Below are 22,804 nucleotides of genomic sequence, written 5' to 3'. Positions count from 1 at the left end.
CCCGGGTAGAGCAGCGCGCTCCCGGCGCGCAGAAGCAAGAGCACCCCACCCCAGCCCTCCCCTGCAAGCAGGGGAGGGAGAGGAAGAGCTGCAAGCTCGCGGCACTCTGCTTTTGCCGTTGCTGTTGCCATTGCTTCTGGCGCGCACGATGCGCGCCTGCTCTTGCGGGGCCCCTGGGCGGCGGTGAGGCGGGGACGGCCAGGCCGCGCAGCGGGCGAGCCCAGGGAAGGGCTCGCCTTTTCGCGCGGGCAGGAGCCCGCTCGAAAAGCCCGGTCCCGCCTCACGGACTTGCCGGGCAGGAGGCCCGGCAAGCGCCAACCGGGGTGGCCTTCTCTTTTGGTTACTTTTCTCTTGGCCACGCAAGAGAAAAGTGACTCGGGCGCCGACAGGCGCACGAAACCGCTTCGTCGCTTGCGACAACCCAGCACGAGCAAAAGCCCCTCTCCCCCAACCCCTCTCCCGCAAGCGGGCGAGGGGAGTGAGGGCGCCGCCAAATTCGCAGCTCCCCCGCAAGGGCATGGCGGGATGTTTTTCAGCTGCGCGCATGACCATCCCCACCCTCCGCAAACAAACGATCCAGCGCATCGACCAACGCGAACGGCAACCGCTCGCAGTGCACGCCATGCCCCTCGCCATCCACCCCACGCAGATAGAGATAGAGCACGCCACCCATGTCGCGCTCGTACTCGTAGCCCGGCAGGCGCGCCTTGAGCTGCCGGTGCAGCGCCAGCGTGTAGATCGCGTACTGCAGGTCGTAGCGGCTTTGCAGCACCGAGTCGCGCATCGCCGTGTCGGTGTAGGCGCCGGCATGCGCACCCAGCCAGTTGGATTTGTAATCGGCCACGTACCAGCGGCCCGCGTGTTCAAACACCAGGTCGATGAAGCCCTTGAGCATGCCGTTCACGCGATTCGGCGGCAGCGCTGGGCGCGCCGCGCCGTCCAGCGTATGCGCGCTCACGAGGCGATCCAGCGCGGCGGCATCGACATGGTTCGCCTCGAACCAGAACTCCAGCTCGGCGCGGTAGCGCGTGGTGTCGGTGAGCGCGGCCAGCGCCATCGCGTCGCCATCGGGCAACGGCAGCGGCGTGCGCAGCAGCGCGGGCAGCCATTCCGTCAGCGGCTTGATCCAGAGCTGCCAGCCGCGCGCCTGGCAGCGCCGCGCGATGGTGTCGCGCAGGCCGGCGGAAGGCGCGGCGGCGCGCGCGAAGCCTTCGTCGGCGCAGCTTTCCAGCAGGTCGTGCAGGAAGGTGCCGGCGTTCGCGCCGCGGGGGAAGGCGTGGATGCCGTGTGCGTCCATGCCACCGGCTTCCGCATTGGCCGCGGCGACGTTCTCGGTGAGCGTGGATTGATCCGCGGTTTCGGGCGCGTGCCGTGGTGTCGATGCATCGTCGCTGTGCGCCAGCGCGCTATAGCTGGCGATCCACCACGGCGCGTACGGGGGCAGGGTGCAACGGCGTGCGTCGCGCGGCTGGATCGCGTTGCCCTGGGGCCGGTAGTGCTGCGTGTCGGCCTGCTCGGGCAGGTTGGCGACGTGGATGGCCGGCTGGCCTTGGGCGAGTTCGTCGACGCGTGCGCGCAGTTCGGCAGGCTCGATGGACTGGCCGCCGGCCAGCACATAGCCGAAGGCGGATTTGTGCAGCTCCGACGCCTTGCCGCCGCCGTTCTTCAGGCAGGCCACGCCCAGCCAGCACAGGTGGCGGGCGCGGGTGAGCGCCACGTAGAGCAGGCGCAGATCTTCCTGTCGGCGCTCGACCTCGGCTTGCTCCCAGGCCTCGATGTCGGGGCGCAGGTCGAAGTGCGCCACGCCGCGCGCGTCGTGCCACAGCAGCGGCTTCTTGTCGCTGGTTTCGCGGAAGCCGCAGACGAAGGGCAGCAGCACCACGGGGTATTCCAGACCCTTGGATTTGTGGATGGTGACGATCTTGATCAGCGCGGCCTCGCTCTCCAGCCGCACGATCTGTTCCTCGGCGGCCTCGCCGCCGGCGGGGTTGGCGATTTGCGCGGCGAGGTGGCGGATCAGCGCGTGCTCGCCGTCCAGCCCGCTGGCGGCCTGCTGCAGCAATTCGGCCAGGTGCAGCAGGTTGGTGAGCGCGCGCTCGCCGTCGACGCGGACAAGCAGGCGCGCCGGCACGCCGAAGCGATGCAGCAGTTCGTGCAGCATCGCCAGCACGCCGTGGCGCTGCCACAGCGCATGCAACTGGCGGAAATGTTCGCCGCAGGTTTCCCAGTGCGCCTCGTCGGTGTTCAGGCGCTCCAGTTCGGCCAGGCTCTGTCCCATGCTCGGCGTTGCCAGCGCGGCGCGCATGGCGCGGTCGTTGCCGGGCTGGGCGCAGGCGGCCAGCCACGCGAGCAGTTCCGCGGCCTCGGCGCTGGCGTACACCGACTGGTTGTCCGAGAGGTACACGTGGGCGAGGCCACGCGCGTGCAGCGCCATGCGCATCGCCGCGGCGTCGTGCCGGTCGCGCACCAGGATCGCGATGTCGCCGGGTTGCAGCGGGGTGAGCTGGCCGTGCCCGTCCGCGAAGCCGCAGCGGCCTTGCTGCGCGGCGCCCAGCCACGCCACCAGCTGCGCGGCAGCGTGTTCGGCCATGGTCTTGCGCCAGGCGCCCGAGCCGAGGGTCGATGCGGACGTCTGGACGGCCATTGGCATGGCAGGCAGGGTTTCACCATCGAGCTGCAGTTGTTCCTTGCGGCCCTTGGCGCCCACCGCGATGAAGGGCAGCGCCTTGCCGAAGCCGAAGGCGCCGTCGTCGTATCGGTCGGCAAACAGGAAGACCCGGTTGATGGCCTCGACCAGTGCTGCGGTGGAGCGGTGGTTGGTGCCCAGCGTCCAGTGCGGCTCGCTGGCCTGCCCGCGCGCGGCGAGGTAGGTGTGGATGTCGGCGCCGCGAAAGCCGTAGATGGCCTGTTTGGGGTCGCCGATCAGGAGCAGAGCCTTGCCTTCGACGTCCACGTAGCAGCGTTGCAGGATGCGCCACTGCAACGGGTCGGTGTCCTGGAACTCGTCGACCAGGGCCACCGGGTATTGCGTGGCGATCAGGCGTGCCAGTGCGTCGCCCGCTGCGCCGTGCAGGGCGGCGTCCAGCCGTTTCAGCATGTCGTCGTAGCCGAGCTGGGCCAGCCGGCGGCGGGCTTCGTCCATGTGCTGCGCCACCCAGGGCGCGGCATGGGCGAGCAGCAGCGGGGGAAGCGCCAGGGTTTCGGCGCGGCAGGCCTGCAAGTGTTCCAGTGCGGCAAAGGCAGGGTGCGAAGGGGCTTGCCTGTCCTTGGCGGTGCACTCGATCAGACGCGGCTGCGTGAAGCGAGCCAGCGTATCGTCGTCGAGTTCGTTGCCCTGGGCCCACGCGCGCATGGTGGCGAGGTGGCCGGGAAGGTTTTTCGGTACGACCAGGTTGCCCTTGAGCACCTTGGTTTCCGAGGCAGTGAGCAGCATCGCCTCGATCGCGTCGACGGCGGCCAGCCACGTTTGGCGAGCCGCGGCCTCGGCCTCGTGCAGCGCGCCGGCGGGGGCGTCGAGCAGGTCCTTCGGTTCGTGCGGCGCGGGCAGCGGCTGGCCGCCCAGCTGCAGGTGATCCGCGTGGGGCAGCAGTGGCGCGAGCACCTTTTGCAGATCCGCCGGGGTCTTCCACGCGCCGAGGAACACGGCGGCTGCCGCGCGGCCCAGCGTGAACACATGGCCGCGCCAGTAGTCGCGCACGGCTTCGGCCAGCAGCTCGGCATCGTCGGTCACCTCGTCGCTGGCGGATGCCTCGCCGCTGGCGAAGGCGTGCTGGCCGAGCATGCGCTGGCACCAGCCGTGGATGGTGAACACCGCGGCCTCGTCCATCCACTGCGCGGCCAGTTCGAGCTGGCGCGCGGCGCGGGCGCGCTGCCCGGCGTCGGGGTAGTCGGCGATCAACGTGGTGAGGAAGTCGTCGGGCGTGCGCTTGCCACGGAAGGCTTCGGCCGCTTCCGCGAGCCGGGTGCGGATGCGCTCGCGCAGCTCGGCGGTGGCGGCCTTGGTGAAGGTCATCACCAGGATCTGAGCGGGCAGCAGCGGCGCGCCGCCGCCGTGGCCCAGCACCAGGCGCAGGTACAGCGCCGCGATGGTCCAGGTCTTGCCGGTGCCGGCGCTGGCTTCGATGAGCTGGGTGCCAGCCAGTGGCAGGCGCAGCGGGTCGAGCGCTTGCGTGCCGCTCATGCGGCACCGTCCACGACGTGTGCGGCGTCGAGCAGGGGACGATACAGGTGCAGCCAGTCCTCGAAGCCGGCGGCGTGCAGGGCGGCGAAGTCGGGCCAGCTGCGGGCGAGGGCGGGCTCCTCGTCCACTTCGCCGCGGCCGTGCTCGCCGTCGCTGTGGTCGTAGTACTTGCTGGCTACCGCAGCGGTTGCATCCGCGAGGGCGGCGGCGGACTTCTGTTTGTCCGGCGCGGCTTTTGCGTTTGCCGCCTCGACCTGCAGCCAGGCGAAGGCGGTCCTGCGCGCGAGCGGCAGCGGCGCGCACAGGCCGGCGGCGAACGCGGCGAGCAGCGCGTCGAGATGGCGTTTCGCGTCGGCGGCATCCAGCGGGCGCAGTTGCACCATGGCATCGGGCGCCACGATGTGGGTGGTGGTGGGCAGCGCATTGGCGTTCACCAGCAAGTGCGTTGCCCAGGTCGCCAGCAGCTTGTCGTGGCGCAGCTTCTTGTCCGGCATGAGCTGGCTCGCCGTGGCCACGAGGCAAACGTGGCCGCCGTCGTCGTCCGTGCGCAAATCGTCCAGCGTGTCCTCGATGCTTAACCCGTGCGCCGCGCCGTGCAGCGCGTGGCTTTTACCGGTGAGTGGATAGTGGGCATCCAGCGCGTGCCAGCGCGTGGCGGCGCGCCTGGCGGCGGCTTCCATCGGCGCCAGCGCCAGTTCACCGAAACTGCCCGGCGGCAGCTCGCCCTGTTCGTACAGGCGTTGCGCGACGGGCGCCAGCGCGGCGTCGCCGGCGTGGATGGCGGTGCGCAGCAGGGCGTCGGTGAGCTGATGGTTCTCCAGCGGACCGAGGGCGAAGGGCTCGTGGTCGGTGTCGGCATCATCGTCGCCGGCGAAATGCACGCCTAGGCGTTCGGCGTAGAAGAGCCTGGCCGGCGAGCGCAGGAAGCGTTGCAGCAGGGCGAGGTCCAAGGGCGTTTCGCGCGGCCACGGCGCGAGCGGGACGGCTTCGGTTTCGCGGCTGAGCCGCCGCGCGCGCTGCCATTCGGCAGCGTAGGTGAACAGGCGTGCGTCGCTGGCGGCGTCGAAATAGCTGGGGCTGAAGGCTTGCAGCGGGTAGTCGGTGGTGAGCGCGGCCAGCGGGGCATCCCAGCCAGCGGCGAGGTAATCGCGCAACTGGCCCACCAGCACCGAGGGCGGCAGCTCGCTGTTGTCACGCGCGCTCTTGCCCACCCAGCTCACGTACAAGGCGTCGCGTGCGGAGAGCAGGGCTTCGAGGAACAGGTAGCGGTCGTCCTCGCGGCGCGAGCGGTCACCGGGGCGCTGTTGTTTCGGCAAGGCCATCAGGTCGAAGTCGGGCGCGTCGTGACGGCGCGGATAGTCGCCGTCGTTCATGCCGAGCAGGCAGACCACGCGGAACGGGATCGCGCGCATCGGCAGCAGGGTGCCGAAGCTCACCGCGCCGCCGAGGAAGCGCTGCGACAGGCGGCTTTCGTCGATGGTGGCCAGCCAGTGCTCGCGCACCACGGCGAGCGGCAACGGTCCATCGAAGCCGGCTTCGACGCAGGACTGTTCCCACGTGGACAGCGCATCGTCCAGTCGCTGCAGCAGGAGGGCGTCGTCATCGTCGCGGCCCGCGTCGAACATCGCCGCGAGCACGGCGCGCAGGCGTTCGATCCATTGCGCGGGCGTGGCCGGGATGGCGAATACGCGCCACCCGTGTTCCAGCTGTTCCAGCAGCAGGGCGAGCGGGCCGACCAGCGCGGCGTCGAGGCCGCCGACTTCGTCGTAGGGCGCGATGCCGTCCAGCGACATGCCGTCGCCCACCGCATAGCCCAGCAGCATGCGGCGCAGGCCGAAGCGCCAGCTGTTCTGTTCTTCGGGCGGCAGGCCCAGGCCCAGCTTCTGCCTGCCGTCGAGGCCCCAGCGGATGCCGGCGCCCTCGATCCAGCGACGCAGCACGGGCAGGTCGGCCTCGTCGAGGCGGAAGCGGCGGCGCAACGCGGGCGCATCGAGCAGGTCGAGGATGTCGCCCGCGGCGAAGCGCGATTCGGGCAGGCGCAGCAGTTGTTCCAGCGCCACCAGCAGCGGCGTGGCGCCGCGTGCGGGTCGGTCGGCGATGCTGCACGGCAAGTAGCGCGGGTCGCCGGGCTGCACGCGGCCGAACACGGCCTGGATGTGCGGCGCGTAGGCCTGGATGTCCGGCACCATCACCATCACGTCGCGCGGCGCCAGTGGCCGGCCCTCGCGCGCGGCACGCTCGAACAGCGCCAGCAGTTCGTCGTGCAGGACCTCCACTTCGCGCTGCGGGTTGTGCGCGACGTGGAAACGCAGCGACTCGTCGCCGGGTTCCAGCGCTTGCCGTTGCGCAGGATCGGCGGGCAGTGGTTCGAGGTCGAGGATGGCCCGCTGCACCTGGTGCAGCAGGCTGTCGCGGCCGGGATCGGCAAACAGGTCGATGTCGCGGCCCAGCGCGGCGAAGCGCGTGCGGTAGATCGCCGGCGCATCGAAACCGTCGAGCAGGCGGATGTAGTCGCGGCCCTGCTTGCCCCAGGCGGCGAGCAGCGGGTTCGCGTGCAGGTGCAGCTCCTCGTACTGCGGCGTTTCCGGCGCTCCGGGCTTGGCGGCGTGGCGGTGCCGCTCGGCCTTGAGCAGTTCGCGGTCCTCGATGATGTCGGCCCAGTAGTGCCGGCACGGGTTGGCCACCAGCAGGAACACCTGGCACACGCGACCCAGCGCGGTGAGCGCCTCCAGCGTCTGCTGCGGCAGCGAGGAAATGCCGAACACCACGATGCGTCGCGGCAGCGCGGCGGGTCGCGCTTCCAGCGTGGCGACGCGCGCGAGGAAGGCGCGGTGCATGGCGGCGCGATGGCTGTCGCGTTGCGCACTGCCCACGTCGCGCAGCAGCGCGCGCCACAGTTGCGCCTGCCAGCGCTGCTCCGCGGGCAACGGCAGGCGCTGCCCGCGCGGGTCGCGCAGCCCGTCGCGGCCGTGTTCCCAATCGTCCAGCCAGTCGGCGCGATAGACCTGGTACTGGTCGAACAGGTCGGCGACCTGTCGCGCCAGCTGGAAGAGCCTGGCCGGATCGACGCGGCCCTCGCCGAGGAAGTGCCGCAGCGGCGCGAAGGCCGCGTCGCCAAGCTGCGCGGGCAGCAGGCGCATCAGCCGCCAGGTGAGGCGCGACTTGTCGAACGGCGAATCCGCCGGCACCGCCTCGCGGCCCAGCACGGCGCGGTAGGCGCGCCACAGGAAGCGGCCGGGCAGCTGCATGTCCACCGCCGCGCTGATGCCCATGCCGCCGGCTTCGCGCGGGCGCGCCAGCGCCAGCTTCAGCCACTGCGCGATGCCGTTGCTCTGCACCAGCATCAGCTCGTCCTCCAGCGGCGCCAGCGGCGCGCGCGCCAGCCATTCGACCAGCAGGTCGCGCAGGTCTTCCAGGCGGTTGCCGTGCACGACCATCAGGCCGGGCTGGATGTCTTCCATGGAGGGCGGGGCTGTCGGCATCCGCAGATTCTGCCCAGCTTTCGTCTCGGCGTCTGCGATCCGGAAACGCCGGCGGCGATTTTCGACATCGCGCCGCGGTGGCACGAAAGGCAATGGCCAGTGGCGGGGCAAACAAAGCGGCCCGGAGTAACCCGGGCCGTTCCCTGAGTAGTGCGGCCATGGATGGCCGCCCGTTTGATCTTCGCGATCAGGGATGACCGCAGAAGTACATCTACATCCACATCTACATCTAAACCCTCAGCCGTTCACCCACACGCCCGCGCGGAAGTGCCAGCCATCGCCGCGCTGCTCCCAGTGCGGATGCACGTAACGGTAGCCGGGCCGGACCACTTCCCAGTGGCCGGCCACGCCGACGTAGCGGCGGCCGTTCCAGCGCCAGTAGCCGCGTGCCCAGACGTAGCCGGGGCGGGGCGGTGGCAGCACTTCCTCGATGGGCGGCGGCGGGGGCTGCGGCGCGATCACTTCCACCACCTGCGGCGGTGGCGGCGCGTAGACCATCGGGCGCGGGCGGGGACGCGGCGGCGGTTCCACCACACAACCCGCGGCGGACACTGCCGCGGCGGCGACCATCAACAGACCTGCAAGACGACGTGACGACATGAGGTTCCTCCCTCGTTTGGTGAAGCGAAGCGGCATTTCGCGGCGTTGTCGCGCCGCGAAGTGGCCGGAATCAGGATGCGGACGGTGCGACGGCAAGGACGTGCCGATGCCATCGCGGGCCTCCGCGTGTTCAGTGCGCCCAGTAGCCGTCGCGGAAATGCCAGTTGCCGTGCGGCCCACGGTCCCAGTGCGGCGGCAGGTAGCGCCAGCCGGGGCGCGCACGCACCCAGCGGCCGCCCACCCACACATGGCGATGCATGCGCGGGCTCCACATCCAGTAGCCCGGCGCCCAGACATAGCCGTAGCGCGGCGCCGGCACCGGCTCGTAACGCGGTGGCGGTGGTGGCACGCCGATGCCCACGTTCACTCCCACGCCAATCACCTGCGCCTGCGCGGCGGGCATGGCGACGAGGCCGGCACCGGCCAGCGCCAGGCCGGCGGACAGGATCAGGGCGGAAGACTTGCGGCTCATCAGGCTCTCCGTGGTCGCCGCGAAAGGCGGCGTGCAGGTGGGGAAACGCCGGCCTGCCCGCGTGTGTTGACGCGGTACCGGCAACGCGTTCAGGTCGGAGCAGGGGGGGCCTTGCCCGCATGGCGCGGGCCCGGCGCGCAAATCTGTTGCAGGAGCGCACCCTGTGCGCGATGGCTTTGGCTTCGATCGAGCAGCAAAGCCATCGCGCTCAGGGTGCGCCTGCCTCCGAACGATGAGGCCATGCAGGACACGGGGGAGGCCTTCGTACAGTCTCTCAGAGACAGCGGGCGAGGCGCCGCACGCTCTCCTGGATGGAACGCTCGCCCACGCTGCCATAGCCCAGGATCAGGCCATGGCGCTTCGTCTCGCCGCGGTAGCAGGGCGACAGCGGCCGTACCGACACGCCGGCCCGCGCCGCCCGTTGCGACAACGCCACGTCGTCCACGCCCGGCGGCAGCAGGGCGGTCAGCTGCAGGCCCGCCTCGGCGCCCACGACCTGCAGCGTGTCGGGCAGGTGCCGCCGGATCGCCGCCTGCAGTGCCGCGCGCCGCGCCGCGTACAGCATGCGCATGCGGCGGATGTGCCGCGCGAAATGGCCCTCGCGGATGAAGTCGTGCAGCACGCGCTGCGGCAGCATCGGCGAGCAGGTGTCCAGCGCGTCGCGGGCGGCGCGGAAGGCCGGCAGCAGGTCCTTCGGCACCACCAGGTAGCCGAGCCGCAGCGCGGGGAACAGCACCTTGCTGAAGGTGCCCACGTAGATCACCCGCGCGTCGGCATCCAGTCCCTGCAGCGCGGCGATCGGCTTGCTGCCGTAGCGGTACTCGCTGTCGTAGTCGTCTTCGACGATCCAGCTGCCCGCGCGCGTCGCCCACTGCAGCAGCTCGATGCGCCGCGCCGCGCTCATCGTGGCGCCCAGCGGGAACTGGTGCGAGGGCGTGACGTAGGCCAGCCGCGCCGCCGGCGCGCGGCGGACGCCTGCGGCCACGTCCATGCCGTCGGCGTCCACCGGCACCAGCACGGGCAGGGCGCCCACCGCCGCCAGTGCCTGGTGCGCGCCGGGATAGCCGGGCTCCTCCACCCAGGCGTGGTCGCCGGGATCGAGCAGCGCATGCGCGCAGATCTGCAGGCCGTGCTGCGAACCGCTGGTGACCAGGATCTGGTCGGCGTCGGCATGCACCGCGCGCACCGTCGCCAGGTACTCGGCGATCGCCGCGCGCAACGGCGCGTGGCCCAGGGTGTCGCCATAGACCAGCGCGTCGGTGCCGACGTGGCGCGCATGCCGGCCCAGCAGGCGCGACCACGTGCCGTGCGGGAAGTGGTCGAGCGCGGGCACGCCCACGCGGAACGCGCCCTGGCTCTCCAGCCAGGTCTGCGGCGGCGAGGCCATCGCCGCCACCCGCGCGGCGACGCGGCGCGGCCCGGATGCGGCGGCGGCGGCGGTTGGCGAGCGTTGCACCCGGCGACGCGGCGGGGCCGGCCCCTCGTGCGGGATCGCCGCGGCCACGCAGGTGCCGCTGCCGGTGAAGCTTTCCAGGTAACCCTCGGCAAGCAACTGCTCGTAGGCGCCCAGCACCGGCAGGCGCGAGACGCCGAGCTCGCCGGCCAGCGCGCGGGTGGAGGGCACGCGCTGGCCCGGGCGCAGCCGGCCCTCGGCGATGGCGCGGCGGAACCATTCCGCCAGTTGCTGGTAGATCGGCCCGCTGCCCTCGAGCGCGATAGCCGGGACCAGGCTGGCGGAGGCGCGTTTCGTGGCGGCTTGCCGAGTGGTCATGTCATGTCCTCGTCGGGTGGCTATTCATTCGAGCCACTTGGTTGCCTAGTCTGCTCCTGGCGCACGAAGAGTGGAGGTGTCGGTGGTCATGCGGGCACAGGCGGCAAAGGCATGCTTGCGGTGGCGCCGACTCGCGCTGCCGTTCGTCCTGCTGTCGGGTATCGGCACGGCCGTCGCGCAGGATGCCGGCCCGTCGCGCCAGTCATTGGACGACGCCTGGTGGACCGGCCCGATGCTGGCCAATTCCGCCGAGACGCTGCCGCAGGGGCACGTGCTGGTCGAGCCCTATTTCTACGACGTCGCCTCGAAAGGCTCGGATGCCTTCGGTTCGCGCGCCTACGTGCTGTACGGGCTCACCGACCGCCTCACCGTGGGCCTGATCCCCATCGTCGGCTACAACCGCGTCAGCAACGGGCCGGACAGCTCGGGCATCGGCCTGGGCGACCAGATCGTGCAGGCGCAGTACCGGCTCACCCGCTTCCACGAAGGCAGCTGGCTGCCCACGCTCGCCGTGCAGCTGCAGGAGACCCTGCCCACCGGCCGCTACGACAACCTGGCGCGCGCCAGCGACGGCCTGGGCGGCGGCGCCTGGGCCACCACGCTGGGCCTCAATGCGCAGAGCTATTTCTGGATGCCGAACGGCCGCCTGCTGCGCGTGCGGCTCAACCTCACGCGCACCTTCAACGGCGATGCCGACGTCAGCGGCGCCAGCGTCTACGGCACCGCACCCGGCTTCCGCGGCACGGTGCGGCCGGGCGACGCGTTCTACATGGGCACCTCGGCCGAATACAGCGTCACCCGCCGCTGGGTGCTGGCGCTGGACCTGTTCCGCAGCCACGGCGCGGCCACCCGCGTGGACGGCAGCACGGACCCGGTCGACGCCTTGCCCGTGCCCACGCACCTGCAGTCGGGTTCCAGCGATGCCTACGGTTACGCGCCCGCGGTCGAGTACAGCTTCAATTCCAGCCTCGGCGTGCTGCTGGGCGCGCGCGTGATCGTGGGCGGGCACGACGCGACACGCTCGGTAACGCCGGCCATCGCGATCAACTACGTCCATTGATGGCATCCCGCAACGCTCCCCTCCCCTTGAGAGAACAGACGCCATGCATGCGAAAACGATGTTGCGTACAGGCCTGCTTGCCCTTGCGCTGACGATGGGCTGGCCGTCGTCATCCGCCGCAGGCGCGGCACGGGGCGACGACCAGCAGCACGCCTTCGATTTCCACTTCGGCACGTGGCAGACCCGGATCATGAGCCGGGACGTCACGGCGTCCGGCGTCGGTGCCTGGAGCAACTTCACCGGCACGGTGATCGACCAGCCCTTGTGGAACGGGCGCGCCAACATCGAGAAGATCGAAGCCTCCGGCTCCGGCGGCCACTTCCAGGGCGTGACCCTCTTTCTCTACGACCCGAAGTCGCGGCAATGGAGCGAGCAGTTCGCAGGCAGCGACGACGGCACCATGCAGGCGCCTTCGTACGGCGAGTTCAGCAACGGGGTCGGCGTGTTCCATGCCTGGACCGAAGCCGGCGACAAAAAAGTTCTCCAGCGCGACATCTGGTCGAACATCACGCCGGACGCGTACCACTACGAGATTGCCGTCTCGCTCGACGGCGGCAAGACCTGGACCACCGACTTCGTCGCGCAGCTCACCCGGCTGAAGAAAGCGCCGGACTACGACGTGCACCACGCCCAGGGCACCGGCCCGGAGCACGACTTCGACTTCAACATGGGGCAATGGATGACGCGGATACGTGCCGTGCCGCATCCGTTGTCTTCACCCGATGCGTGGAGCGACCTGAGCGGCACGCATGCGGCGTATCGGCTCTGGGAGGACTGGGCCAACATCGGCCAGCTCGAAGTCGACGGACCCGGCGGCCACCTCGAGGACCTGGCGCTGCGCCTGTACGACCGCAAGACGCAGCAGTGGCGGGTCTACTTCGCCAATAGCAAGTCCGGCACGCTGGAGCAGCCGATGGTCGGCGAATTCCGGAATGGCGTCGGCACCTTCATCGGCATGGACGAGATCGATGGCAAGACCGTGCTGGCCCGCAACGTGTGGTCCGGCATCACGGCGAAATCCTGCCGGCAGGACTGGGCCATCTCCACGGATGGCGGCAGGACCTGGGTGCCTACGTGGACTTCCGTCGACACGCTGGGCGGCTGAAACCGATCCAATGCACGGCCATCCGTCCGGGAGACACCATGGCTTCGATATGCCGGGAAATACTGCTGGATGCCGACCCTGCGGATGTATGGGCGGCCATCAGCGATATCGGCGCGACGCACGAACGACTCGTGCCTGGCGTGCTGGTCGACACGAAACTGGACGGAGACGCCAGGATCGTCACATTCGCCAACGGCCTGGTGGTGCGTGAACGCATCGTCACGCTCGACCATGACGCGCGCCGCTTCGTCTACGCCTCCGTCGGCGGCCGGGCGAGCCACCACAACGCGTCCTTCCAGGTCTTTGCCGATGGCGAACACCGCACGCGCCTGGTCTGGATCACCGATGTCTTGCCGGACGAACTGGCCGGGCCCATCGGCCAGAACGTGGAACTGGGCGCCGCGGCCATGAAGCAGGCGCTGGAAAGGAAAACGAGTGCCCGGTGATGCTGGCCTTGCCACCCCAGCCCCGCGTCATCGAATGCTTGCGACCCCGATCGGCGAAGCCGCGTCCGGCGGGTGATGCACCCGCCGGGAATGCCTTGCCGCGCGTCAGCCGTGGTTGGAGGCGGCAGGAAGCAGGGTCGGGCCCGCGCCATCCGTCTGCACGGTGCCGTCGGCAATGGCATCCGCTGCATCCGCGTCCGGCCTGTCGACCCAGGGTGCCGGCGTGTACGGGCCGGGGACATAGGTTTGCCAGGTGTGGTCGGGCTTGGGTGCGCCCCATACATTCAAGTTGTAGGTAACCGGCACGCGGACCGTCCAGCTGTCCTGCTGGGCCAGCTTGCCCGTGGTGGGGATTTCGTAAGTCCATCGGCTCGCGGCCTGGCGGGCCGAGCGCGCCAGGATTTCGCGATAACGCTTGAGCGTGTTCTCCTGGCCGAGGACCCCGAGATTCACCTGCAAGGCCACGGCATCGGTCACATGGCCGCTGCGATCCACGTGCAGCGCCAGATACACCGTTCCCTGCACGCGCTCCTTGATCGCGACCATGGGGTAATCCGGCACGAGCTTTTTGTTGAGCGGCGAATTGTGCAGCGTGCTGGTGTCATTCGGGTCGTCGTCACCGAACGTGACGCCCTTGATGCGTACCTCGAAGTTGCCATCGGGCTTCTGCTTCAGCACGACGCGGGCATGCATGCTGGTCTTGGCCAGTACGGGTTGCCCGTCCTGCAACACGGGTTGGAAGCGCCAATGCATCGCGGTGTCGTGCACGAAGTTGGCGATGGATTGGCCGTATTTGGCCGGGTTGTCGACCACCGCGCTTTGCACCGTGCCGTCCTGCGCCAGCACGATGGTGCCATTGACGACGGCGGAGGACTCGATGTCCTGGCGGGTGGCGGCCTGGGCGGTCATGGCCGCCATGGCGAGAAGTGCCCCCAGCATTGCCTTCTTCATACGATTTCCCTGTCAGCGTTGAAGTCGATCAACCCCGTACGACAGACGGTGGTGGCATGCGGTCCGCCGCGTGCCTGATCCACCGCGTTCGTCGGCCCCACGCCAGGCATGGCGGCCGCTTCCTGTGTTCCGGTGGCTTGTCCACTTGGCCGGACGCCCGGCCGTCGATACCCAAAGTATGTAGGCAATTCATGACCGGCGTAAGCCGGTTCGGTGGGCAGATACGGCCCGGCGTCGCGGCCCCATACGCCCCGGTACACGCGCTGCAGCAAGCTCTTCACGCCGATCCCCACTAAAATCGTCCGGTTCATCGCACACGATGTCGGAGTCGCCATGAGTTCCCCCGCCAAGCACGTCCCTGTCGGCTCGCCCCAGGCCGAGACCACCCCGCTGCGCTTCGTCACCGCGGCCAGCCTGTTCGACGGCCACGACGCGGCGATCAACATCATGCGCCGCATCATCCAGAGCCAGGGCGCCGAGGTGATCCATCTGGGCCATAACCGTTCGGTGGAGGACGTGGTGCGCGCGGCGCTGCAGGAGGATGCGGACGCCATCGCGCTGTCTTCCTACCAGGGCGGCCACGTCGAGTACTTCAAGTACATGGTGGACATGCTCAAGGAGCGTGGCGCCGCGCACATCCGCGTGTTCGGCGGCGGCGGCGGCACCATCACGCCGGAGGAGATCAGGGAGCTGCAGGCCTACGGCGTGGAGCGCATCTACCACCCCAACGACGGCATGAAGCTCGGCCTCACCGAGATGATCGATGACGTGATGCAACGCGCCGGCCGCGCCGCCGCGCAGCGCGCGCCCGACACCGCCGCGTCCAAGGTGGACGTGGACGACGAGATCTCCATCGGCCACATGCTCAGCGCCATCGAGGAAGGCAAGCTCTCCGCCACCGACCTCGACCACCTGCGCAAGCAGTGGAAGCTGGCCGGCAAGGCCACGCCCGTGCTCGGCCTCACCGGCACCGGCGGCGCGGGCAAGTCCAGCGTGGTGGACGAGCTGCTGCTGCGCTTCCTGCACGCCTTCCCGCAGATGCGCATCGCCGTGCTCGCCATCGACCCCACCCGCCGCCGCTCCGGCGGCGCGCTGCTGGGCGACCGCATCCGCATGAACGCGCTGCGCAGCCACCGCGTCTACATGCGCTCCATGGCCACGCGCCGTCAGCACGCCGCCACCAACGAAGTGCTGCACGATTGCATCGACTTCCTCAAGGCGCAGCCCTACGACCTGGTGATCGTGGAAACCGCCGGCATCGGCCAGAGCGATTCCGAGATCGTCGACCTGGTGGATTTCCCGGTCTACGTGATGACCAGCGACTACGGCGCGGCCAGCCAGCTCGAGAAGATCGACATGATCGACTTCGCCGAACTCGTCGTGCTCAACAAGTTCGACAAGCGCGGCGCGGAAGACGCCCTGCGTGACGTGCGCAAGCAGTGGAAGCGCAACCGCACCGCCTTCGCCGTCAAGGACGAAGACGTGCCGGTGTACCCCTCCATCGCCAGCCAGTTCAACGACCCCGGCGTCACCTGGATGTTCGCCAACCTGTGCCGGCTGATGCGCGAAAAACTCCACTTGGGCCCGAACGCCTCCGTAGGAGCGCACCCTGTGCGCGATAACACGGCCGCGAACACCGACGAAAAAGCCATCGCCCACAAGGTGGGCTCCTACAAAGGCGGCTGCGATTGGACGCCGCGGCTTGACACCACGCTCAAGGAGCCGCGCGCCACCGTGCTGATCCCCGGCAGCCGCGTGCGCTACCTGGCCGAGATCGCCGAGCAGGGCCGCGGCATCAACGCCTCCATCGCGCACCAGTCGGAAGCCGCCAGCAAGGCGCAGCACTACTACGAGTCGCTGAAGGAACTGGGTGACGACAAGCTGCCCAAGCCGCTGGAGCTGTACCACAGCGAGGATCTACACAACGCCGTCATCCCGGCGAAGGCCGGGATCCAGTCAAACGACTCGCGCGAAGCGCACGACTCAAGTGCCAAGGCACTGGATTCCGGCCTTCGCCGGAATGACGGTGAGGCAAGTGTCGACCGCACCCTGCTGCTGCTCCGCCAGCGCTACAACACCGCGCTCAAGGAACTCACCCACGAGTCCATCCACCTGCTGCGCGACTGGCCGGCGCTGCGCGAGTCGGTGACCAAGGACGTCAACGAATACAAGGTGCGCGACAAGACCATCCGCGTCGAGAACTACCGCGAGTCGCTCAGCCACCAGAAGATCCCCAAAGTCGCACCACCCAAGACCGAAAGCTGGGGCGACCAACTGCTGTTCCTCGGCAAGGAAAACCTGCCCGGCTACTACCCCTACACCGGCGGCGTGTACCCGTACCGCCGCAGCGGCGAAGACCCCACCCGCATGTTCGCGGGCGAGGGCACGCCCGAGCGCACCAACCGCCGCTTCCACTACCTGAGCCAGGGCGGCGCGGCCACGCGCCTCTCCACCGCATTCGACTCCGTCACCCTGTACGGCGAAGACCCGGCGCCGCGCCCCGACATCTACGGCAAGATCGGCAACTCCGGCGTCAACATCGCCACGCTGGACGACATGAAGAAGCTGTACTCCGGCTTCGACCTCAGCGCGCCCACCAGCTCCGTGTCGATGACCATCAACGGCCCCGCGCCGATCATCCTCGCGATGTTCATGAACACCGCGATCGACCAGAACGTGGAGAAGTACCTCAAGGAAGATCCCGCCCGCTGGGCCGCGGCGGAAAAGCAGATCGCCGCCATGTTCCCCCACGGCCGCCCGCAGTACTCCGGCGAGCTGCCCAAGGGCAACGAAGGCTTGGGGCTGGGCCTGCTCGGCGTCACCGGCGACCAGCTGGTGGACGCGGAGACCTACGCGAAGATCAAGGCCGAAACCCTCAGCACCGTGCGCGGCACCGTGCAGGCCGACATCCTCAAGGAGGACCAGGCGCAGAACACCTGCATCTTCAGCACCGAGTTCGCCCTGCGCATGATGGGCGACATCCAGCAGTACTTCGTGGAGCACAAGGTCCGCAACTTCTACTCCGTCTCCATCTCCGGTTACCACATCGCCGAAGCCGGGGCCAACCCGATCAGCCAGCTCGCCTTCACCCTGAGCAACGGCTTCACCATCGTGGAGTACTACCTTGCGCGCGGCATGAAGATCGACGACTTCGCGCCCAACCTGTCGTTCTTCTTCTCCAACGGCATGGACCCGGAATACACCGTGATCGGCCGCGTGGCCCGCCGCATCTGGGCCCGCGCCATGCGCGAGCGCTATGGCGCCAGCGCGCGCAGCCAGATGATGAAGTACCACATCCAGACCAGTGGCCGCTCCCTGCACGCGCAGGAAATCCAGTTCAACGACATCCGCACCACGCTGCAGGCCCTGTACGCCCTGTTCGACAACTGCAACAGCCTGCACACCAACGCCTACGACGAAGCCATCACCACGCCCACCGAGGAAAGCGTGCGCCGCGCCGTGGCCATCCAGATGATCATCAACAAGGAACTGGGCCTCAACTTCAACGAAAATCCCTGGCAGGGCAGCTACATCGTCGAAGAACTCACCGACCTGGTGGAAGAGGCCGTGTACAAGGAGTTCGAAGCCATCAGCGAGCGCGGTGGCGTGCTCGGCGCCATGGACACCATGTACCAGCGCGGCAAGATCCAGGAAGAGAGCCTGTACTACGAGCACAAGAAGCACGACGGCAGCCTGCCGCTGATCGGCGTCAACACCTTCCTGCCCAAGGACCACGGCGGCGAGATCGCCACCGAGATCGAGCTGATCCGCTCGACGGAGGAGGAGAAGGGGCAGCAGATCGCCAATGTGCAGGCGTTCCAGAAGGCGCGGAATGCGCTGGCGCCCGCCGGCGAGACGTCACATGCGCATGGCACCGATTCCACCGACGAACCACAATCCGCTCGCCCTGAGCGTAGCTCGCAGGGCGGAGTCGAAGGGCACGGCCTGGCCTACCTGCAGAACACCGCGCGCGACCGCAAGAACGTGTTCAATGCGCTGATGGAGGCGGTGAAGACGCATTCGCTGGGGCAGATCAGCCATGCACTGTACGATGTGGGTGGGGAATATCGGCGGAATATGTAATTCATTGCACAGCGCAATCGCTGGGCGAAAAATCGCATAGTCTGGGCTCTGGTGGCTAAGCAAAAGGAAGAGTAATGCTAAAGAGTGTTCGCTTGAGTGGTTTTCGGAGTATCGAGGAAAGCGGCTGGATTGATTTGGCCCCTATTACAGTCGTTTTGGGGAAAAATAGCTCAGGCAAGAGCAGCTTCTTACGGCTTTTCCCGCTACTAAAGCAAAGTCTCAACGAGGAAACAAAGGAGCCCATACTTTGGTACGGGCGTCTTGTCGACTTTGGCAGCTTTTCCGAGACGCTGTCTAAGTTTAGGGAGGTCGGGGAGTTGTCGATCGGCTTCCGGGCAGAAATTGCGACTAATAGACGTCGTGAGGTGGTCTACTCCTCCTCCGGCGAGCAGCTTCGTCTTTATCTTCCGGGTGCGCGCCGACTATTCATTCAAGAGAACGTAATTGTTGATGCGTCTCTCACGTTTCGAAAGAGGGAGGGAGGGGAAAGTGCTTATGTGTCAGCCATTATGGTGGCTGTATTTGATTCAGAGGTTAGGCTTGAAATTGATCCGTCAGGCAATATTACTAGGGCCGTTTCGTGTGGAGTTGAGGTGGTTCTTGATCGTCCCTATCGCATAGAAAATTTGCGTCGCGGCTTCTTCCCAGCGATAAAGTCTATAGCCCAAGACGATAGCGTAGACATAGAGGCCATGATGAATAGCGATGGCCCCTTCTTTAGTCTTCTTCTGAAGAATACTGATTATTTGCACCACGGAAATACTAGTGCCAAGAGGAGGCGAGATCTCGCGAGGAGGCTTCGTCTGGCGAGTGAAGAGTCCTTCATTAATCATGTATCTAAGATATACCCTTCTCTCTCGAAATATGTGGCCGGAGAGGGCGATTCTGGCAGCATGCCTGCGAAGTGCTCAGAAATATTCCGTTACGCGCTCTTAAAGTTTATGCCGGATCTGTTGGCTCAATTCAATGTTGAGCTAGACCGTTTTGCCGGCTCTGTTCGATACTTGGCCCCTGTACGCGCAACCGCGTCGAGGTACTATCGCTTCCAGGAATTAGCGGTCGATGAAATAGATCCGTTGGGTGATAATGTTCCAATGTTCATCAACTCGCTGTCTTACAACGAACGGGTGGCACTTGAAACATGGATGACCAATTCGCTCGGATTCAAGGTTCAGGCTAGGCGTTCTGAAGGCCATACCGCATTGATCGTTCGTGAGGAAGGTTCGGAGAGTGATCGAAATCTCGCAGACACAGGCTTCGGTTATAGCCAAGTCCTGCCAATTGTCTTGCAAATTTGGAAGAGTCTTCAGATAAAAGAGAAGATTCAACCTAATGAGACAAACCGCTCATCGATCATCGCTATCGAGCAGCCCGAGCTTCACCTACATCCTAGGTTCCAGGCCCTTCTCGCTGATGTTTTTGCTGATGCTATTCGGCATTCAGATGAGCGCGGAAACGTGAGCTTCATAATCGAAACGCACAGCGAGCATATCGTTAATCGCCTAGGTGCATTGGTTGCAAAGGGGTTGCTACGAGAAGATCAGGTGACAGTTGTCTTATTTGATAAGGAGTCACCAACAAAACCGACTATAGTACGTCGCTCGTACTTCAATAAAGAAGGTGTGCTTGAGGGTGATTGGCCTTTCGGCTTCTTTTTGCCGGAGGCTTAAGATGTTTATTCAACTTGAGTTTGACTTTGATGGGGCTGAGCTTTCGGAAAAGGAGCTTCTGGCCATTGAACATCTCGGGATGGCCTCGTTTCGTGGCCTACACTTTGTAGTTGGTTCAAGGTCGCTGCTTGAAAAGTTGTCAGTGTTACCTCAGTTGTCGAATTTTTCTCGTGTTGCTTTCAAGAGAACTTTACAGCGCTTGCCTACCTTCTCGGGCTTGCGGCCGGCCGGTTTCTTTATCGTGGTGAAGAGGGATTGTCTGGAGGAGACGCGAAATGGTGATTTAGTAACAGCGCCGTTACGCGTATTTTCGGACGAAATTTGGACGGAGCGGGTTGAACTGCTTTGTGAAGATCTAAGTGATGCCCAGCTTTATTGTGAATTAGCTCAGCGGTACGTGCAACTTTCACCTTACCGCGGATTGCAAGTTAGCTTGCGCCCGCTTGGCGGCGGAGGTACAAACGTTGGTGTCGAGCTAGAGCAGCGGAAATCGCAGGGCCGGGTCGCAATATGTGTCGCAGATAGCGACAAGTGGCATCCTGGCGACTCTCTGGGTGATGTCGCTAAGAAGTGTCTTTCTGTTGCAAGCGAAGCGCTTTATCGACTTTGCTTGATCATCTTGCCAGTCAGGATGATTGAGAATCTCTTGCCCACTTCTTGGATTGCTGGCACGCAAACAGGTCGTCAATCAATTGAGCAAGTCAGGTTTCTTGAACAAATGGATGAGCGTGGGCTAATTAAGTTACGTCGATTTGCTAATTTCAAAGATGCGGTGTTAATTTGTAAGCTTATACGCGCGAGGCCGAGATCCGACGAGATCCTTTCCGATATTCAATCTTTTACGGGTCGAGCTATAGAGATCGCGCCGTGCGAGGATGGACTATGTGGAGAGTGTCATTTCATGGGAGGGCTTGGTGGATCGTTGCCTGATCAGGTATTGCAGTGTCTGCCGAATATAGGCCGATGTGAAGTGAATGCTCAAATCACTGATGGATTTTTCCCTGCGATCTTGATGGACATTGTAGGAATGGGTTTGGCCGCTGCGCCTATTCGTGTTTAGATCCGCCATAAATGAAACAACCATAAGGGGGCGGAGGGAATTAAACGTTTCCCGGCCGGATGACGTGTCGCTGTAACCGGCCGCGCTGGCGCAGCTGGGCGTGGCGACTTAGCGCTTTTTCGATCATGGCCTGGAACCTGGCGTCGCCCAGCCCGGGTCGGCCGGGCGGCCTTGACGCAGCCGCCCGGCGAGATGAGGTGCGTAGTTCAGTACGACACGTCGTTCGAACGGATTGGAGTGGTCACGGGCAACTGGCTGAACGCTTCGGCTTGCTCGCTGAGGAAGTACAGGGCGGCGAAGAGGCCTTCGGTGGTGGGCGCATCCAGCGGGCAGCAGCCAGGTTCGATGGTGTCGCTTTGGCTGTTGGTGTGGAGATCGCGGAAGGCTTCGCTGTTGGCGAGGACGCGGGCGAGGGCGCGAATGGCGGTGGTGAGGCCGGCGAGGGTGGCGGCATCCTGCTGCTCGGGTTTGGCCTCGGTGAGCGTCCAGTAGTGGCTCGAGAGCGGGTTGGTGGGGATGCGCGCATCGTCGCGCGCGACTGCCGTATGATCGGGCTTAGCCATGGTCAACTCCGTTGAAGTTGGTTGTGGTCAGCGGGTCGTATGAGTTCCAGCTCATGCGGCCCGCGCTGCTTTGGGTCTTGCGGATTTCCTTGGGTGGCGGTTTTCTCCGGCCGACGGCGATGGCGCTGCGGCGGTTTTGATATTAAATCGAATGGAAAACAAAATCTGTCAGGTGGATGGGATTAGTTTGTAGGGATTGGACTTTATTTTGTGGTCCATGGATTTAATTAATTCAATTGATTCATTCGGCTTTAATTGGTGATTTAAGTGGCTGGTATGTGGTTGGCGGAGAAGTTGCAGCGGGTGTTATAAGCTACCGCGCGGCAAATAATGATCAGGGGGCGCCATGGAAGCAGCGATAACGGCCAAGCCGAGGGAGGTTCGTATCGGCGTTCTTTGCCTTTGGGTGGCGCTGGCCATCGGGCTGCTCGGTAGCCTCCAGCACATTGTCCGGTTCGGAACGGGCGTTTCCCCCGTGGTCCTGTGCTGCAGCTACCTGCTTACGGTGCTGTTCTCGGCGTTCTTCATCCACAAGATTTCGCAAGGGCGAAGCTGGGCGAGGGCCACTTACCTGATCCTGCTCTTGCTTGGTGTGGCTATAACGGCCCGTGGGCTGGTGGATGAATTCAGCCTCGACTCCGTCGCGGCAATGATGACGGTGGGCCGCGTCGTTGTATTGGCCTGCGCGGCGTATCAGTTGTTCAGCTATCCGAGCGATGCCTGGTTCGCAAGCCGCAAGCCGGCGGTGGCGCGATGACGCCGCGGGCCTATCGCTGGCTGGATCGAATCTGCCGGCCTGTCCAGTGGATGGTCGGGTTCGTCACGGGCTGGGGCAGCTTTCTCCTGTGTGTGATAGCGGTTGGAGATGCTTGGCGATTGGGGCCGATTCTTCCCATGTTGATCGTGTCGTTGCTTGGCCTTGCCACCGTCATCATCCACGAGCTTGGTCACTATGCAGCAGCGCGTTGGGCCGGCATGACGGTCATGCAGGTTCGCTTTGGACGCATCGAGGTCATTTCGCAGCAGCGAGGATGGCGTGTGCGATGGAGCACCCGACAAAAGATCCGTGTAGGTGGCTTAGTTTCGGCTGCCTGCGATCCTGGGCGGCCTATGCGCCCCCAGGTGCTTTGCTTGGCTGCGGGCGGGCCGCTTGCCAACCTGGTGGCGGTGGCGATCTTCGTTGTCCTGGCAAAGGTATGGTCTTCGGCCGGCTTAAGGGGACGGAGGGAATTAACAGGCTGTTGAGAAGCGACATCTTTCGCGCTACGCGATAGCTTTCATAGATCGTGCAGCGCCATCCTTGGCGGTTTCACGTCAACCTTGCCCTTCTTCCGGACGCACGTTTCCTCAAGTCGGTGAAG

Annotated in this window: 15 protein-coding genes; 8 read left to right on the top strand and 7 right to left on the bottom strand. The window is 65.8% G+C overall.

The window, feature by feature from the left end:
- Nucleotides 1–532: 532 nt before the first annotated feature.
- The 5 genes from recB to IHE47_RS08510 form a co-directional block, all read right to left on the bottom strand.
- Complete coding sequence (recB, locus tag IHE47_RS08530; protein ID WP_192105474.1) at nucleotides 533–4,180, bottom strand: exodeoxyribonuclease V subunit beta; 3,648 nt, start codon at nucleotides 4,178–4,180, stop codon at nucleotides 533–535.
- On the bottom strand, nucleotides 4,177–7,662 hold the full coding sequence (gene recC / locus IHE47_RS08525) for an exodeoxyribonuclease V subunit gamma (RefSeq protein ID WP_225561723.1): 3,486 nt from the start codon (nucleotides 7,660–7,662) through the stop codon (nucleotides 4,177–4,179). Before recC ends, recB begins: the two co-directional genes overlap by 4 nt.
- Before the next feature lie 237 nt (nucleotides 7,663–7,899).
- Complete coding sequence (locus IHE47_RS08520) at nucleotides 7,900–8,262, bottom strand: YXWGXW repeat-containing protein (protein WP_192105473.1); 363 nt, start codon at nucleotides 8,260–8,262, stop codon at nucleotides 7,900–7,902.
- A gap of 130 nt (nucleotides 8,263–8,392) precedes the next feature.
- On the bottom strand, nucleotides 8,393–8,734 hold the full coding sequence (locus IHE47_RS08515; RefSeq protein WP_192105472.1) for a YXWGXW repeat-containing protein: 342 nt from the start codon (nucleotides 8,732–8,734) through the stop codon (nucleotides 8,393–8,395).
- A 274-nt stretch (nucleotides 8,735–9,008) separates the two neighbouring features.
- Entirely contained in the window at nucleotides 9,009–10,505 is a 1,497-nt protein-coding gene (locus tag IHE47_RS08510) for a PLP-dependent aminotransferase family protein (RefSeq protein WP_192105471.1), read from the bottom strand.
- A gap of 115 nt (nucleotides 10,506–10,620) precedes the next feature.
- Here IHE47_RS08510 and IHE47_RS08505 point away from each other — a divergent pair, with 115 nt between their 5' ends.
- Genes IHE47_RS08505 through IHE47_RS08495 form a run of 3 tightly spaced genes read left to right on the top strand, consistent with a single transcriptional unit; the run spans nucleotide 10,621 to nucleotide 13,116 of the window.
- Nucleotides 10,621–11,565 (top strand): transporter, encoded by a 945-nt coding sequence (locus IHE47_RS08505; protein WP_225561722.1) that lies wholly within the window; start codon nucleotides 10,621–10,623, stop codon nucleotides 11,563–11,565.
- Nucleotides 11,566–11,608: 43 nt separating this feature from the next.
- On the top strand, nucleotides 11,609–12,670 hold the full coding sequence (locus tag IHE47_RS08500) for a hypothetical protein (RefSeq protein ID WP_192105470.1): 1,062 nt from the start codon (nucleotides 11,609–11,611) through the stop codon (nucleotides 12,668–12,670).
- A complete protein-coding gene (locus tag IHE47_RS08495; RefSeq protein ID WP_343227463.1) occupies nucleotides 12,640–13,116 on the top strand; it encodes an SRPBCC family protein in 477 nt (158 codons plus the stop codon). Before IHE47_RS08500 ends, IHE47_RS08495 begins: the two co-directional genes overlap by 31 nt.
- 105 nt (nucleotides 13,117–13,221) lie before the next feature.
- Here the strand turns inward: IHE47_RS08495 and IHE47_RS08490 are convergent, their stop codons facing one another.
- Nucleotides 13,222–14,055 (bottom strand): energy transducer TonB, encoded by an 834-nt coding sequence (locus IHE47_RS08490; protein ID WP_225561721.1) that lies wholly within the window; start codon nucleotides 14,053–14,055, stop codon nucleotides 13,222–13,224.
- Nucleotides 14,056–14,400: 345 nt separating this feature from the next.
- Between IHE47_RS08490 and IHE47_RS08485 the strand changes: the two genes are divergently transcribed.
- From IHE47_RS08485 to IHE47_RS08475, 3 genes are all read left to right on the top strand, one after another.
- Nucleotides 14,401–18,150 carry a methylmalonyl-CoA mutase family protein gene (locus tag IHE47_RS08485; protein ID WP_192105468.1) on the top strand — a complete coding sequence of 1,250 codons (3,750 nt, stop codon included), beginning with the start codon at nucleotides 14,401–14,403 and terminating at the stop codon, nucleotides 18,148–18,150.
- A 74-nt stretch (nucleotides 18,151–18,224) separates the two neighbouring features.
- A complete protein-coding gene (locus tag IHE47_RS08480; protein WP_192105467.1) occupies nucleotides 18,225–19,820 on the top strand; it encodes an AAA family ATPase in 1,596 nt (531 codons plus the stop codon).
- 1 nt (nucleotide 19,821) lies between these two features.
- Nucleotides 19,822–20,880, top strand: a complete 1,059-nt coding sequence (locus IHE47_RS08475; protein ID WP_192105466.1) for a hypothetical protein — start codon at nucleotides 19,822–19,824, stop codon at nucleotides 20,878–20,880.
- Between the two features lie 206 nt (nucleotides 20,881–21,086).
- On the opposite strand, the gene IHE47_RS08470 is transcribed toward IHE47_RS08475, so the two are convergent.
- Nucleotides 21,087–21,443, bottom strand: coding sequence for a hypothetical protein (locus IHE47_RS08470; protein ID WP_192105465.1), 357 nt, complete (start codon nucleotides 21,441–21,443; stop codon nucleotides 21,087–21,089).
- Between the two features lie 346 nt (nucleotides 21,444–21,789).
- Between IHE47_RS08470 and IHE47_RS08465 the strand changes: the two genes are divergently transcribed.
- Nucleotides 21,790–22,200 carry a hypothetical protein gene (locus tag IHE47_RS08465; protein WP_192105464.1) on the top strand — a complete coding sequence of 137 codons (411 nt, stop codon included), beginning with the start codon at nucleotides 21,790–21,792 and terminating at the stop codon, nucleotides 22,198–22,200.
- A gap of 137 nt (nucleotides 22,201–22,337) precedes the next feature.
- A complete protein-coding gene (locus IHE47_RS08460) occupies nucleotides 22,338–22,688 on the top strand; it encodes a site-2 protease family protein (protein ID WP_192105463.1) in 351 nt (116 codons plus the stop codon).
- The last annotated feature ends 116 nt before the right edge of the window (nucleotides 22,689–22,804 follow it).

Source organism: Rhodanobacter sp. DHB23, from assembly GCF_014842975.1.
Taxonomy (GTDB): Bacteria; Pseudomonadota; Gammaproteobacteria; order Xanthomonadales; family Rhodanobacteraceae; genus Rhodanobacter_A.
The sequence above is the reverse complement of the archived record's forward strand: the minus strand, read 5'-3'. Positions and strand labels throughout refer to the sequence as shown.

Excerpts from the sequence above, each read along its gene's own strand:
- IHE47_RS08475 (WP_192105466.1), top strand. The coding sequence starts at position 19,822 with ATGTTTATTCAACTTGAGTTTGACTTTGATGGGGCTGAGCTTTCGGAA.
- IHE47_RS08480 (WP_192105467.1), top strand. The coding sequence starts at position 18,225 with ATGCTAAAGAGTGTTCGCTTGAGTGGTTTTCGGAGTATCGAGGAAAGC.
- recC (WP_225561723.1), bottom strand. The coding sequence starts at position 7,662 with ATGCCGACAGCCCCGCCCTCCATGGAAGACATCCAGCCCGGCCTGATG.
- IHE47_RS08470 (WP_192105465.1), bottom strand. The coding sequence starts at position 21,443 with ATGGCTAAGCCCGATCATACGGCAGTCGCGCGCGACGATGCGCGCATC.
- IHE47_RS08510 (WP_192105471.1), bottom strand. The coding sequence starts at position 10,505 with ATGACCACTCGGCAAGCCGCCACGAAACGCGCCTCCGCCAGCCTGGTC.
- recB (WP_192105474.1), bottom strand. The coding sequence starts at position 4,180 with ATGAGCGGCACGCAAGCGCTCGACCCGCTGCGCCTGCCACTGGCTGGC.
- IHE47_RS08485 (WP_192105468.1), top strand. The coding sequence starts at position 14,401 with ATGAGTTCCCCCGCCAAGCACGTCCCTGTCGGCTCGCCCCAGGCCGAG.
- IHE47_RS08515 (WP_192105472.1), bottom strand. The coding sequence starts at position 8,734 with ATGAGCCGCAAGTCTTCCGCCCTGATCCTGTCCGCCGGCCTGGCGCTG.
- IHE47_RS08500 (WP_192105470.1), top strand. The coding sequence starts at position 11,609 with ATGCATGCGAAAACGATGTTGCGTACAGGCCTGCTTGCCCTTGCGCTG.
- IHE47_RS08465 (WP_192105464.1), top strand. The coding sequence starts at position 21,790 with ATGGAAGCAGCGATAACGGCCAAGCCGAGGGAGGTTCGTATCGGCGTT.
- IHE47_RS08490 (WP_225561721.1), bottom strand. The coding sequence starts at position 14,055 with ATGCTGGGGGCACTTCTCGCCATGGCGGCCATGACCGCCCAGGCCGCC.
- IHE47_RS08460 (WP_192105463.1), top strand. The coding sequence starts at position 22,338 with ATGTTGATCGTGTCGTTGCTTGGCCTTGCCACCGTCATCATCCACGAG.
- IHE47_RS08520 (WP_192105473.1), bottom strand. The coding sequence starts at position 8,262 with ATGTCGTCACGTCGTCTTGCAGGTCTGTTGATGGTCGCCGCCGCGGCA.